The 13,767-nt window shown below is 35.7% G+C and carries 15 protein-coding genes; 8 read left to right on the plus strand and 7 right to left on the minus strand.

Translation table 11 applies throughout. The features are described from left to right. Position 1: 1 nt before the first annotated feature. Positions 2-331, minus strand: a complete 330-nt coding sequence (locus DFQ03_RS16345; protein WP_133674322.1) for a hypothetical protein — start codon at positions 329-331, stop codon at positions 2-4. A 196-nt stretch (positions 332-527) separates the two neighbouring features. On the opposite strand from DFQ03_RS16345, the gene DFQ03_RS18890 reads away from it, so the two are divergent. Both DFQ03_RS18890 and DFQ03_RS16350 read left to right on the plus strand, forming a co-directional pair. Further along, positions 528-686 (plus strand): DUF5522 domain-containing protein, encoded by a 159-nt coding sequence (locus DFQ03_RS18890; protein WP_166637489.1) that lies wholly within the window; start codon positions 528-530, stop codon positions 684-686. Positions 687-760: 74 nt separating this feature from the next. Next, positions 761-1,333: a DUF4136 domain-containing protein gene (locus DFQ03_RS16350; RefSeq protein WP_133674323.1), complete on the plus strand. Its 573-nt coding sequence runs from the start codon at positions 761-763 to the stop codon at positions 1,331-1,333. A 58-nt stretch (positions 1,334-1,391) separates the two neighbouring features. Here DFQ03_RS16350 and DFQ03_RS16355 read toward each other — a convergent pair whose 3' ends face one another. After that, complete coding sequence (locus DFQ03_RS16355; RefSeq protein WP_208295929.1) at positions 1,392-1,859, minus strand: Lrp/AsnC family transcriptional regulator; 468 nt, start codon at positions 1,857-1,859, stop codon at positions 1,392-1,394. Between the two features lie 169 nt (positions 1,860-2,028). Here DFQ03_RS16355 and DFQ03_RS16360 point away from each other — a divergent pair, with 169 nt between their 5' ends. Further along, complete coding sequence (locus DFQ03_RS16360; RefSeq protein ID WP_133674324.1) at positions 2,029-3,786, plus strand: aromatic amino acid hydroxylase; 1,758 nt, start codon at positions 2,029-2,031, stop codon at positions 3,784-3,786. Here the strand turns inward: DFQ03_RS16360 and DFQ03_RS16365 are convergent. From DFQ03_RS16365 to alaS, 3 genes are read right to left on the minus strand one after another with little or no spacing between them, the layout of a single operon-like run. Then, positions 3,764-4,390 (minus strand): DUF4230 domain-containing protein, encoded by a 627-nt coding sequence (locus DFQ03_RS16365; RefSeq protein ID WP_133674325.1) that lies wholly within the window; start codon positions 4,388-4,390, stop codon positions 3,764-3,766. The genes DFQ03_RS16360 and DFQ03_RS16365 overlap by 23 nt on opposite strands. Then, a complete protein-coding gene (locus DFQ03_RS16370) occupies positions 4,387-5,343 on the minus strand; it encodes a GSCFA domain-containing protein (protein WP_133674326.1) in 957 nt (318 codons plus the stop codon). The genes DFQ03_RS16365 and DFQ03_RS16370 overlap by 4 nt, the downstream gene beginning before the upstream one ends. A 45-nt stretch (positions 5,344-5,388) precedes the next feature. Further along, complete coding sequence (gene alaS / locus DFQ03_RS16375) at positions 5,389-8,004, minus strand: alanine--tRNA ligase (protein WP_133674327.1); 2,616 nt, start codon at positions 8,002-8,004, stop codon at positions 5,389-5,391. 105 nt (positions 8,005-8,109) lie between these two features. On the opposite strand from alaS, the gene DFQ03_RS16380 reads away from it, so the two are divergent. The 5 genes from DFQ03_RS16380 to DFQ03_RS16400 are packed head-to-tail and all read left to right on the plus strand — an operon-like array spanning position 8,110 to position 11,242. Next, positions 8,110-9,087, plus strand: coding sequence for a M23 family metallopeptidase (locus DFQ03_RS16380; RefSeq protein ID WP_073240362.1), 978 nt, complete (start codon positions 8,110-8,112; stop codon positions 9,085-9,087). Beyond that, entirely contained in the window at positions 9,087-9,416 is a 330-nt protein-coding gene (locus DFQ03_RS16385) for a MerR family transcriptional regulator (RefSeq protein WP_027066328.1), read from the plus strand. Before DFQ03_RS16380 ends, DFQ03_RS16385 begins: the two co-directional genes overlap by 1 nt. Positions 9,417-9,426: 10 nt before the next feature. After that, positions 9,427-10,026: a LemA family protein gene (locus DFQ03_RS16390; RefSeq protein ID WP_133674328.1), complete on the plus strand. Its 600-nt coding sequence runs from the start codon at positions 9,427-9,429 to the stop codon at positions 10,024-10,026. Between the two features lie 6 nt (positions 10,027-10,032). Beyond that, on the plus strand, positions 10,033-10,470 hold the full coding sequence (locus DFQ03_RS16395) for a TPM domain-containing protein (RefSeq protein ID WP_133674329.1): 438 nt from the start codon (positions 10,033-10,035) through the stop codon (positions 10,468-10,470). Continuing rightward, on the plus strand, positions 10,451-11,242 hold the full coding sequence (locus tag DFQ03_RS16400) for a TPM domain-containing protein (RefSeq protein ID WP_133674330.1): 792 nt from the start codon (positions 10,451-10,453) through the stop codon (positions 11,240-11,242). Before DFQ03_RS16395 ends, DFQ03_RS16400 begins: the two co-directional genes overlap by 20 nt. Positions 11,243-11,676: 434 nt before the next feature. Here DFQ03_RS16400 and der read toward each other — a convergent pair whose 3' ends face one another. Together der and DFQ03_RS16410 are read right to left on the minus strand one after the other, a co-directional pair. Continuing rightward, positions 11,677-12,981 carry a ribosome biogenesis GTPase Der gene (gene der, locus DFQ03_RS16405; protein WP_133674331.1) on the minus strand — a complete coding sequence of 435 codons (1,305 nt, stop codon included), beginning with the start codon at positions 12,979-12,981 and terminating at the stop codon, positions 11,677-11,679. A gap of 51 nt (positions 12,982-13,032) precedes the next feature. Further along, positions 13,033-13,764 (minus strand): NeuD/PglB/VioB family sugar acetyltransferase, encoded by a 732-nt coding sequence (locus tag DFQ03_RS16410; RefSeq protein WP_133674332.1) that lies wholly within the window; start codon positions 13,762-13,764, stop codon positions 13,033-13,035. Positions 13,765-13,767: the final 3 nt, after the last annotated feature.

Genomic DNA, 13,767 nt, shown 5'->3' on the forward strand with positions numbered 1-13,767 from the left:
TTTACCGCCAAAGATATTTAATAAAGCTAAATGTTTTGCGATTATATAGGTAATCCATATCATTTTCATGAACATAAGCTTCACGTTCAAAACTTAAATTTTGATAAGCTTTGTAGGTATCTAAATAACAAATTGCACGAATTGCCCATTCGGTCAAATACAAAACATAAAAAGGAAGAATCAATAATTCTTGTTGCTGACGCAAATGAATTTTCTCATGATTTATAAGTACATCATCATTTTTTAAACTTCCATTTTTTAAAAATATAAAAGGCCATAGTGAGAGCCCCACATAATTTTTATAGAAGAAATGTCTAAAAACCAATATCATAGATTTAATTTGATAATGTTATAACAAAGATAAAGCCAAAATTATACTGTAAGAAAATTACCAGTTTTTGTTGCCAACAAAACCGTTTAATGGTCAAAATACCGTTTAAGCGCTTTTACGACTACCTTCATAACCTCTTCCTTTTAGGTTATCAACAGAAAGAAGTAACTTTATACTATAAAAAGGCATTAATCAAATGAAAGAAATAATACCTATTGAAGAAGGCGATTTTTACTGGTCTGAAAACGGCTTTCGGGTATTTACCAAACAATATCATCTTAAACGAGGGTATTGCTGTGAAAGTGGTTGCCGACATTGCCCCTATGGCTATGATCCTAAAACCAATACACAGTAAATTTTAACATAGCTCGGCATGATATTTGCAAATGTTTTTATTAGAAAAAATAAGTACTTAAAACATATAACGTTATGAAAAGCTTCAAATTACTTGGTTTACCTCTACTACTTTTAGTCTTTATCACTTCTTGCTCATCGGTCAGCGTACTTTCTGATTACGATCAAAAAGTTGATTTTAACGGTTATAAATCTTACGCCTTTTACAAAACCGGCATAGATAAAGCTCAGATATCAGATTTGGACAAGAAGCGTATTTTACGAGCTATTGAAACCGAAATGAGCTCTAGAGGCTTTGTAAAGTCTGAAACACCAGATATTTTAGTTAGTATTTTCACTAAAGAACAAGAAAGAGTCGATGTTTACAATAACAACTATGGCTGGGGTGGCGCCTGGGGATGGGGTTATAACCCATGGGCATGGGGACCTGGTTTTGGCTGGGGCGGCGGTACTAGTGTTAGCGCAAGTACACAAGGTTCTCTTTACATTGACCTTATCGATAATAAAACCAGCGAATTGGTTTGGCAAGGTAAAGGTGTAGGTACACTTTCCAACACTAAAAATATCGCTAAAAAAGAAGAACGTATTAGAGAATTCGTTTCTCAAATTTTAGAGCAATACCCACCTAATGCGGTTGCAATGAAATAATAAAAGTACAACCTAAAAAAAGGGCTTGTAGATGAAATCATCTGCAAGCCCTTGTTATTTATAGCAACGGAAAATGAGTATCGTTCTTTACCTCATTTAAAACAAAAGCACTCTTTACACCACCTATACTTGGTAAAGAAGCAATTTTGAATTTCGCAAAATTATAATAGGCGTCCAGGTTTTTGACCACTACTTTTAAAAGAAAATCAAACTCACCACCCACTACAAAGCACTCTACCACCTCTGGGTATTTCATAACTTGCTCAAAAAAATCATCCATCATAGCTCCTTTTTGAGCTTCTAAAGAAACAAAACTGAAAACGGTGATACTTTCTTCAATTTTATCTTTATTCAAGATTGCGACATAATTCTTTATAAACCCTTCTTGCTCCAACCTTTTAATACGCTCATAAACGGGAGTTTTTGTCAACCCCAATTGTTCTGCAATAGACTTAGCAATCGTCTTGGCATCTTTCTGTAATATTTTTAATATCGCTCGATCTATGTCATCTAATTTTTCCATCATAACTTTTTCCTGTTTTATGTTTGCTATTCGCACTTAAAAAGACCCAATTCCTTTTTTATTTATACTTTAAAGTATTATTTCCTAATTTAAACAATACTAACACATAATTAGTCTTTAAATCATATATTTAAAAGAAACAATATGAATCTAGCGCAAAAAAAATTAGGGCATGAGTACTTACGAATATGAAAGCAATCCTATTTTAGACAAGCTTCCAAAGCATTTAAGACAATACATTAAACCTCAAAACTATGAGGACTATACGCCTATTAACCAGGCAGTATGGCGCTATGTAATGCGAAAGAATGTAGATTATTTAAGTAAGGTTGCACATAATTCTTATTCTGAAGGATTGCGCAAAACAGGAATCTCCATTGACAATATCCCCAATATGTATGGCATGAACCGTATTTTAAAGGATTTAGGGTGGGCCGCTGTTGCTGTTGACGGATTTATTCCTCCTGCTGCGTTTATGGAATTTCAAGCTTATAATGTATTGGTCATCGCTTCAGATATTCGCCAGTTAGAAAACATTGCCTATACACCTGCACCAGACATTATACACGAAGGCGCAGGTCATGCACCAATAATTGCTAACCCTGAATATGCTGCATATCTAAGACGATTTGGGGAAATAGGCTGTAAAGCTATTTCAAGTGCAAAAGATTTTGAGCTGTATGAAGCTGTACGCCATTTATCTATCATAAAAGAAGCTAAAGGAACACCTTTAGAAGAAATTGAAAAGGCTGAAAAGCATATTGAATACCTTCAAGAAAATATGGGTGAACCCAGCGAAATGGCCTTAATCAGAAATTTACATTGGTGGACCGTTGAATATGGACTTATAGGCACTTTAGAAGACCCAAAGATTTATGGAGCCGGATTGTTATCATCTATTGGCGAAAGTCAGTGGTGTATGACCGACAACGTCAAAAAACTACCTTACTCTATAGAAGCGGCTAAAACATCTTTTGATATCACCAAAAAACAACCGCAACTATTCGTAACTCCCGATTTTGCTTTTTTAAGTCAGGTTTTAGAAGATTTTGCCAATACCATGGCATTACGCATAGGCGGACTATCAGGATTACAAAAGCTCATAGACTCTAAAGAATTAGGCACTATTGAACTTAGTACTGGCTTGCAGGTATCTGGTAATTTTGAATCATTGTTTTCTCATGACGGAAAACCCATTTACTTTCAAACGGAAGGAAAATCTGCTTTGGCATATCGAGAAAAAGAATTGGTAGGGCAAGATATCAATCAACATGAAACCGGTTTTGGCTCTCCTATTGGCAGACTTAAAGGAATCAATATTCCTATTGAAGATATGAGTCCGCGCGACCTTAAAGCCTATAAAATATATGAAGGAGAAATTGTTTCACTTGATTTTACCGGTGGAGTCAATGTTACCGGAAAAATAGTTACAGGCACACGCAACCTTCAAGGACGCATCATTCTAATTACCTTTGAAAATTGTAAAGTGACCCATAAAGGCACCATTCTTTTTGAGTCTAATAAAGAGCTATACAATATGGCGATCGGAGAAGAAATTGTTTCTGCCTATCATGGTCCCGCAGATTTAAAGAGTTTTGATTTGCTAGACCATTCTTTAAGCACCGGAAATCAAAATACCACAAGTGAAACATATTCTGAACTGGAGTCATATTATAAACTAATCAGAGATTTTAGAGAGGGAAATAATACCATTATCTCTAGGACAAAGGTTTTTGAGGTAATACAAGAAAAATTTCCGAATGACTGGTTGTTACCTATTGAAATATATGAGTTGGCAATTCTAAGCAATGAAAAAATACTAGCAGAGAATATTAAAGCCCATTTAGAAAACATAAAATTAGACCAGCCTAAGTTAGGACAATTAATAGATGACGGATTAGACTTAGCTACGGTAAAATTGCTGGCCTGATCGCTTGCAGCCCTTCTAAAGATTCTATGGTTTGCTCTTGATATGTTAATTTCCAACCCATAGAATTGGTAAGAATATAAAATTTTTGCAATTCGCTAATCAGCCTATTTTCGGCATTGGTACGCAGTGCAGAGGCTTCTACCTTTTTCATCAAAGAAGCTTTGACAGTTTTCTTAATTTTATTGTAATCAGTCGCATCAAACTGGTTAAGGTAATCTGCGGTGACGTCGTAATATTCAAAATCTGGATTCAAATTAATTTCTGCTTCTGGTATGCTATTAATTTTTACCATTTTGGTTGCTTGATCCACTTCAAATTCAATCTTACTTAAATCATAAGCCACTGTTACATTAGCATTTACCACAACCAATGCTTTTTTCTCCGCCCTTAATAACGGACCAAAAAGTTCTTTCGAGTCTTTGTAATTATAGACCTCAGCAAAATGCCCTTCTGTTACCACTAATTTAGAAACATTGGTAATTTCTTGCTGAATGAGCATAGAATTTTCTTCTAGAATAGATTTATCTTCTTTGTCATTATTACAAGAACGAACAATGAAAACAATTGCCAAAGTGATTAAAACGCCAGCTACAAATTTTCTCATTTTTTTGAAATATTAAAATCCATAAACGGATAATCTTTCTTTATATACGCAATTTTCTGTGCTAACGATTTTAAAAAAATTTGATGAGCATCTCCTTCGGGATTAAAAGCTCTATGTTGCAAACCTCGCTGAACTTCATCAACCTTTCTCATCACGGCAGTGGGATCATCAATCCACACCTCAACAAATCTCTCCCAGATATAATCTATTGCCACTTCATTTGGGTGAACCATATCTTTAGCATAAAAACGATAATCTCGAAGCTCATCCATCATTAGCTCATAACTAGGGAAATATGAGATTTTATTCTCCTCTAAAACTTTATTAATAGCAGAAATCAAGTGCGATTTGCTTAATTGATTTTCTACAAAACCGTCTTTCAAATGCCGAACAGGAGAAGCCGTAAAAATAAATTGGGCCGAAGGATTTACAGACTGTACCAAAACAATAATTCGCTTCAAACTTTCGGTTACCTCATCAACACTTAACAATTCTTTCGTAAAATTGGATTGTGGTACTTTATGGCAATTTGCGACTACTTCATTACTTGACGTATTTCGATACACCCACGCAGTACCTAAAGTGATGATAATATGGCTGACTTTTTTTACTTGAGCTGAAGTACTTTCTACAGCATCATTTATATCTGAAATAATTTTTTCTTTGGACGGATTACTTAGGCAAGAATGCGTATCAAAACAATGCCATTGCTCATTGGTATGGAACACATCTTTTTCAGTAAACACCTCTTGATGAATAGACTTTTGAATAAGTTTTTCAATTGCCAAAGGATGAAACAAAATACCGAACGGATTCTGCAATCCACGAAATTTGTAATAGGATAATTTAGCCCCAATATTCTCTGAAAAACAAGAACCCAAAAGTAACAATCGGCTTGAATAGTCAATTTGATTGTTCGCCTTTAAAAGTGGTATTTTGGTTAAGAGATTCATTTATTTGATTTCTTATCTTTTACGAATTTCTTAAACAATGAATGACTATTTCAAATAATCTTCTGCCTTAACCAATGCCTCTGCTATACCATCTGGATTTTTACCACCTGCAGTTGCAAAAAATGGTTGTCCGCCACCTCCGCCTTGAATATACTTTCCAAGTTCACGAACAATAGTACCGGCATTCAATCCTTTAGAAGCTACAAGCTCTTTTGATATATAACAAGACAGCAATGCTTTACCGTTTTGCTCTGTACCGAACAGTAAAAACAAATTATCTTTATTACCGCCCATTTCAAAGCTTAGATCTTTTATTCCTGCAGCATCCAAATCTACTTTCTTAGCAAGAAACTGCACACCATTTATTTCCTTAAGTTCAGATAACAAATCACCTTTTAGGTTCTTTGCTTTATCCTTCAATAACTCGGCTACTTGCTTTTTAAGACTACTGTTTTCTTCCTGTAGACTTGAAACGGATTTTACGGGATCTTGACTATTACCAAGAACATGTTTTATTTTTGAAAGTAATTTATCATTATCGGTATGAAGATCCTTAACGGCATCGCCTGTAATTGCTTCAATTCTTCTAATACCTGCAGCTACCGCACCTTCAGATTTAATTTTAAACTGCCAAATATCTCCAGTATTCTTTACATGTGTACCACCACATAACTCTATAGATTGTCCAAAACGAATTGTTCTTACCGCATCGCCATATTTTTCACCGAACAAAGCCATAGCCCCATTCTCAATTGCGGTTTTCATAGGTACATTTCTGTCTTCTTGAAGTTGTAATTGCCCGTCTATTCGAGCATTTACAAAACTCTCTACTTCCTGCAACTCTTCTGATGTCATTTTTGAAAAATGAGAAAAATCGAATCGCAGATATTTTGAATGTACAGATGATCCCTTTTGCTCTACATGGGTACCTAAAACTTCTCTTAAAGCTTGGTGCAATAAGTGTGTCGCCGTGTGATTAGCCTCTGTTCTACTACGTTGTTTTTGATCGACTACCGCTTTAAAACTTTCCCCTAAATGCTTAGGCAGGTTTTTGGCAAAATGAATAATTTCATTATTCTCTTTCTTGGTATCGGTTATATAAACAACATCGCCATGGGTATCCTCTAAATAGCCCTTATCGCCTACTTGACCGCCACCTTCTGCGTAAAATGGAGTCAAATTAAATACTAATTGATACTGTGTTCCCTCTTTTTTTGAAACTACTTTACGGTATTTTGTAATTTTCACTTCAACATCTAGCATATCATAACCAACAAATTCCTGCTCGTTATCTTCTAGCAAAACCTCCCAATCTTCTTTTGATATCGAAGATGCTGATTTTGACCTATTCTTCTGCAGTTGCATGGCTTCGTCAAAACCGACTTCATCTAACTGATATCCTTTTTCACTTAATATTAAAGCCGTCAAATCTATAGGAAATCCAAAGGTGTCATACAGCTCAAAAGCTTTTCCTCCATCAACAGTTTTACCTTTTGTATTTTTTATAATCGTATCCAACAACAATAATCCTTGATCTAGGGTTTTCAAGAAAGAATGCTCTTCTTCCTTAATTACATTTTCAATCAGTTGCTTTTGTTCTTTCAATTCAGGGTATGCATCACCTAAAGAATCAGTGAGTACGTTTACCAAACGAAACATAAAAGGTTCTTTGGTATCTAAAAATGTAAACCCGTAACGTACAGCTCTTCTTAAAATTCTTCTAATCACATAACCTGCACCCGTATTACTAGGCAACTGCCCGTCTGCTATGGAAAATGCTACCGCACGTATATGATCACTGATAACACGTATAGCTATATCAATTTCTTCATTTTTACCATAATTAGAATTGGTTATGGTCTCAATTTCACGAATTAGCGGTGTAAAAATATCCGTATCATAATTAGATTGTACTCCTTGTAAAACCATACAAAGACGTTCAAAACCCATACCGGTATCTACATGCTTGGCCGGTAAACTTTCTAATGAACCATCTGCCTTACGGTTGTATTGCATGAATACCAGGTTCCAAATCTCTACCACTTGTGGGTGGTCTTGATTTACCAAACTTGCCCCAGAAACTTTTGCCTTCTCTTCTTTTGAACGAATATCTACATGAATCTCTGAACATGGTCCACATGGTCCTTGGTCTCCCATTTCCCAGAAGTTGTCCTTCTTGTTGCCCATTATGATTCTATCTTCAGGTACAATACCCTTCCAAAGTTCAAAAGCTTCTGTATCTAATTTTAATTGATCGGCATCATTACTTCCTTCAAAAACAGATACATAAAGACTATCCTTGTCAATTTTAAGTACCTCTGTCAATAATTCCCAAGCCCAGGTAATAGCTTCTTCTTTAAAGTAATCTCCAAAACTCCAGTTGCCAAGCATCTCGAACATGGTATGGTGATAAGTATCTTTACCTACCTCTTCTAGGTCATTGTGCTTACCGCTTACGCGTAAACATTTTTGAGTATCTACCACCCTAGAGCTTTTAGGCTGACTTATACCTAAAAAATATTCTTTAAACTGATTCATACCCGCATTTGTAAAAAGCAAGGTAGGGTCATCTTTAATGACCATTGGCGCAGAAGGAACGATTTTATGTCCTTTACCTTTGAAAAAATTCAGAAATTGAGTTCTTGTATCTTTGGAATTCATCTAAAATGCTAAGCTTTTACAAATTTTAACGGTTTATATAAAACTATCTTTATATTTGTTTGTTCCCTAATAATTGAAAAAACAAAAATAGGATAAATAACATTCATGTCTAAGGTAAAATACTATTACGACCCAGACACGCTGTCGTACCGTAAAATAGAACCCGAAAAATCTAAACGTTATAGAAATATAGCATTCTTTATTTTGGGCTCATGCCTTTTTGGTTTTTTAGCACTTATTCTTCTGCTAAACACCAATTTAGTAAATACACCAAGGGAGCTTTCTTTATCTCGTGAAGTCAAAAACTATGAGCTTCAGTATGAATTACTGAACAAGAAAATGGAACAAATTGAAGAGGTTCTAGGTAATATTGAAGATAGAGACAATAATATTTATCGTTTATATTTTGAAGCAAATCCTATACCAGATGAGCAGCGAAAAGCTGGATTTGGTGGTATTAACCGATACAAATCTTTAGAAGGCTTCAATAATTCTGAAATGATCGTTTCTACTACAAAGAGGCTAGATATCATTAAAAAGCAAATGGCCATTCAATCTAAATCATTGGATGAAATCACGAAGCTGGCAGAAGAGAAAGAAAAATTATTAATGTCTATACCTGCTATACAACCTATAAACAATGAGGACCTAAAACGCATGGCATCTGGTTATGGATGGAGGTCCGATCCTTTTACCAAGGCTAGAAAAATGCATTATGGAATGGATTTTACCGCTCCGAAAGGCACACCAATATATGCGGCCGGCGATGGTAAAATTACTAGAGCAGATAATAACTCATCTGGATATGGAAAACATATTCGTATTGAACACGGATACGGATATTTAAGCCTTTATGCCCATCTGAGCCAGTACAATGTTAAGAAAGGACAAAAAGTAAAACGAGGCGATTTAATAGGTTTCGTAGGAAGTACAGGTAGATCAGAAGCTCCACACTTACATTACGAAGTATGGAAAGACAATGATAGAATCAACCCTATGAATTTCTACTATGGCAGTTTATCGCCTGAAGAATTCGAGAACATGTTGAAATTCGCTAATCAAGAAAACCAATCATTGGATTAATGCAGATAGAACTCCCTGAAAAAAGATATTATGGTATAGGCGAAGTTGCCCGTGCCTTTGGTGTAAACGCCTCTTTAATACGTTTTTGGGAGAAAGAATTCGATGTGCTCCAACCTAAAAAAAATGCAAAGGGAAATAGAAAATTTACGCCCCAAGACATCAAAAACCTTCAATTAATATATCATTTGGTAAAAGAAAGAGGATTTACTCTTGATGGTGCCAAAACCCACTTAAAAGAAGAAAAACAGAAAACACTATCTAATTTTGATATTATTCAAAAACTAGAACGCGTTAAAGCTGAATTAAATAAAATTAAAGACCAATTATAACACAACCATTATGAAAAAAGGACTAATTGCATTAATCGTTATCGCTGTGATAGCATTCGGACTATACCAGTGGGGCGTTGGCTTCAACAATACTGCCGTTGCATTAAAAGAGACATCTACCAAAACATGGGCCAATGTAGAAAGTGCCTACCAACGTAGAAACGATTTAATCGGTAATCTTGTAAAAACTGTACAAGGCGCTGCAGATTTTGAAAGAGGAACTTTGACAGACGTTATTGAAGCAAGAGCAAAAGCTACTTCAATTAGTATCGACCCTAGTAACATTACGCCTGAGCAATTAACACAATTCAATCAAGCCCAAAGTGGTCTAAGCAGTGCATTGAGTAGATTATTGGTGACGGTTGAACGATACCCTGACCTGAAAGCAAACCAAAACTTTTTAGAACTTCAATCTCAATTAGAAGGTACCGAAAACAGAATAAACGTAGCAAGAGACAGATTCAATGCCACGGTAGAACCTTACAACCTACACATTAAAAAATTCCCGAATTCTATATTGGCAGGCTTTCTAAATTTTGATGAACTAGCATATTACAAAGCAGATGTAGGTTCTGAAAATGCACCCGATGTAAATTTTGAATTTGATTGATATTATATGTCTAAGGTAGAAGATTTTTTAACCGCATCAGAAGAGCAAGATATAGTAAACGCTATTCTTAAGGCAGAAAAGAATACTTCTGGTGAAATTAGGGTACATATAGAAGCACACACTAGTAAAGATCATTATGAGCGTGCTAAAGAGGTATTCCATTTATTAAAAATGGACAACACCAAACAAGAAAACGGTGTTTTAATCTATGTTGCCGTTAATGACAAGAAATTTGTTATTTGTGGTGATAAAGGAATAAACAGCGTAGTACCGGAAGACTTTTGGCAAACAACTAAAAATAGCATTCAAACCCATTTTAAAAATGGAGCGTTTAAAGACGGACTCGTAGCTGGTATTTTAAAAGCTGGCGAAGAACTAAATAGTCATTTTCCCTGGCAAGCGGATGACACCAATGAATTAAGCAATGAAATATCTAAAGGCTAGCCTTGTAATTCTTTTTCTTTGGTGCACACCGATTTGGAGTCAATTCGAAATTCCTGAAAAACCGGCACTACAAACTAGTGTTTATGATTACGTCAATTTACTGAGCGACCAGCAGAAAGTAGCTTTAAGCAATAAATTGGTTCGCTATTCAGATAGTACATCTACTCAAATCGTTGTCACCATAATTGCCAGCACCAATGGCGAAAACATTAATTACCTAGGTGCCAACTGGGGGCAAAAATGGGGAATTGGCCAGCAGGGCAAAGACAATGGCATTCTCATAATCTTAGCGGAAAATGATAGAAAAGTAGCTATAAATACTGGCTATGGTGTAGAAGGTTTATTGACAGATGCACTTTCAAAACGTATTATCGAGAACGTAATTTTGCCAGAATTTAGAACAGGTAATTACTATGCGGGACTAGATAAAGGTTCTGATGTAATCTTTCAAGTTTTAAATGGCGAATTTCAAGAAGACAGAACCTTTGGAGATAATAATGGCACTCCATTCTCATCTCTTCTACCATTTATTATTTTTATAGTAATTCTTTTCATTCTTTGGAGTCGCAAAAACGATAACAACGACAGTAACGGCGGTAGAAGACGCAGAGGCCTAAGCCCATGGGATATGATTATCCTTAGTAACATGGGTCGCTCAAGTGGCTCTAGTGGCGGATTTGGTGGCGGTGGCGGAAGCTTCGGAGGTGGTGGATTTGGAGGAGGTTTCGGCGGCGGCGGCTTTGGCGGTGGCGGCGCTTCTGGTGGGTGGTAGTTTTGTTTCCAAAAAATTACTAAGTCTGTTTTATCATTTTTTTTTTAATTCAAGCTAGAAAAACTGTTACTCTTTTGGAAGGAGTTACAGGCGGGTTCTAGTTTGTGAGTTTATTACAATCTTCATCATAGTAGCACCCACCCCTTTATCCCCTCCCAAGAGGGGAGGATCACGTTTATATCTGTGGGTTTAATACCAACCGAGAGGTTTTTTACTGTAGGAGTCACTTAGGCTGTCTTATCAAAAATGTTTAATTCAAGTCATAAACTATTCCCCCTCTAGAGAGGGGTCAGGGGTGGGTTCTTGTTTGTCGACTTAATACTAAAAAAAATGATCAAATAATTCTGCTGTGCAAAATATTTGACCATTTCTTATTTCTCTATCCGATGATTAGAGTTTATTCTTCAACCCTAACACCTGAATTCTATAGCCACCTACTTCTTTCTCATAAACACAGTGATTGGCACACCAGAGAAATCGTATTCTTCTCGAATTTTATTCTCTAAATAGCGCTTATACGGCTCACGTACATACTGAGGAAGGTTACAGAAAAATGCAAATTGCGGATACGGAGTCGGTAATTGGGTACAGAATTTAATCTTAACGAATTTACCTTTATACGCTGGTGGCGGATAATTTTCAATGATAGGCAACATAGTTTCATTGAACTTACGTGTAATAATCTTTTTATTACGATTATTATACACCTCAACAGCAGTTTCAATAGCTTTAAAAATACGTTGTTTGGTCAATACAGAAACAAAAAGAATTGGCACATCGGTAAATGGCTCAATAGCTTTTTTAATTTTTTGCGTATAGTGTTTTATGGTATTGGTCTCTTTATCCTCGACCAAATCCCATTTATTAACAAGAATTACTATTCCCTTATGGTTACGTTGAGCTAGCCAAAATATATTTTCTACCTGACCATCAAATCCTCTTGTTGCATCTAACATTAAGATACACACATCGCAATGTTCAATAGCTCTAACCGAACGCATTACAGAATAAAATTCTAAATCCTCCTTCACCTTTGCCTTACGACGAATACCTGCCGTATCTACAAGATTAAATTCAAATCCGAATCTGTTATATTTTGTATCGATACTATCTCTAGTTGTACCAGCTATATCGGTAACAATATATCGATCTTCGCCAATTAGGGCATTGATAAAAGATGATTTACCGGCATTAGGTCTACCAACCACGGCAAATCTTGGCAATTCACTTTTTTCTTCAACTATATCTGGCAATTCTTGTACTAGAGCATCTAATAATTCTCCGGTTCCACCACCATTAATACTTGATAAGGTATAATACTCCCCAAGACCCAATGAGTAAAACTCAACGGCATCTTCCGCTCTTTTAGCGTTATCTACTTTATTGACCGCTAAAAAAACTGGCTTTTTAACACGCCTTAATAATTTAGCTACATCTTCATCCATACCGGTTACACCAGTCTCCACATCTACCATAAAAATTATAGCATCTGCCTCATCTATCGCTAGTTCTACCTGCCTATCAATTTCTTTTTCAAAAACATCGTCACTACCAACAACATATCCGCCGGTATCAATAACTGAAAACTCCTTTCCGTTCCAATCACTTTTACCATAATGGCGATCCCGAGTAACACCGCTAACGGCATCAACAATAGCCTCGCGTCTTTGAATTAATCTATTAAAAAATGTTGATTTCCCTACATTAGGTCTCCCTACAATGGCAACAATAGCACCCATAGCTTAAATTTGATGCAAAGGTAGTATTTATAGTGGCAATTACACTATAAGTTAAATAGAGAGATTAGATTGAACATCATCAAAACTATCCAATTTATAAAATTGTTGTTTTTTAGGTGTAGATAAATATGGTTCACCTACAGTTCTTATACGAATAATTCTAGCTGGGGATCCGTAGGCGATAACATTATCTCCGAAATGATCGACAACAAGAGAACCAGCTCCAATAACCGAATGTTGACCTATTTCAATACCATTTATAATATTCACCCCAAGGCTAACTGCAGAAAACCTACCTAACTTCAAACTTCCGCCCGTACAAACAGATGGGGCTAAACTTGAGTAAGAATCCATAATACCATCATGACCCAAAGAGGAATTTGTATTAATAATACAAAAGTCATGAACAATAGAATTCGCATTTACTATTGCTCCCGGCATAAATACATTACCGCAACCTAAAAGAATATCTTTTCCAAGAATAGCCTTAGGATGTATTGTATTTATAAAACTAAAATCGGGTATAATTTTAAAAATTTTATCGACTATAAGTTTTCTTGTCCAATTATCGCCAATGGCTACAATACCACCTACAACATTAAATCTATCAATTAAATACGGCAAATCTATTTCTGAACCTAAAACCTGATATCCATTAATACTAGTCCCTTTTTGCTTAAAGGAATCTACAAAACCGACGACATTATATTTACCCTCTTTCTCTAGGCAATCTAAAACAACACTACCATGACCGGAGGCACCAAAAATAATCACATTTTGCATTTC

The organism is Maribacter caenipelagi (genome assembly GCF_004364175.1).
Classification (GTDB): Bacteria; Bacteroidota; Bacteroidia; order Flavobacteriales; family Flavobacteriaceae; genus Maribacter; species Maribacter caenipelagi.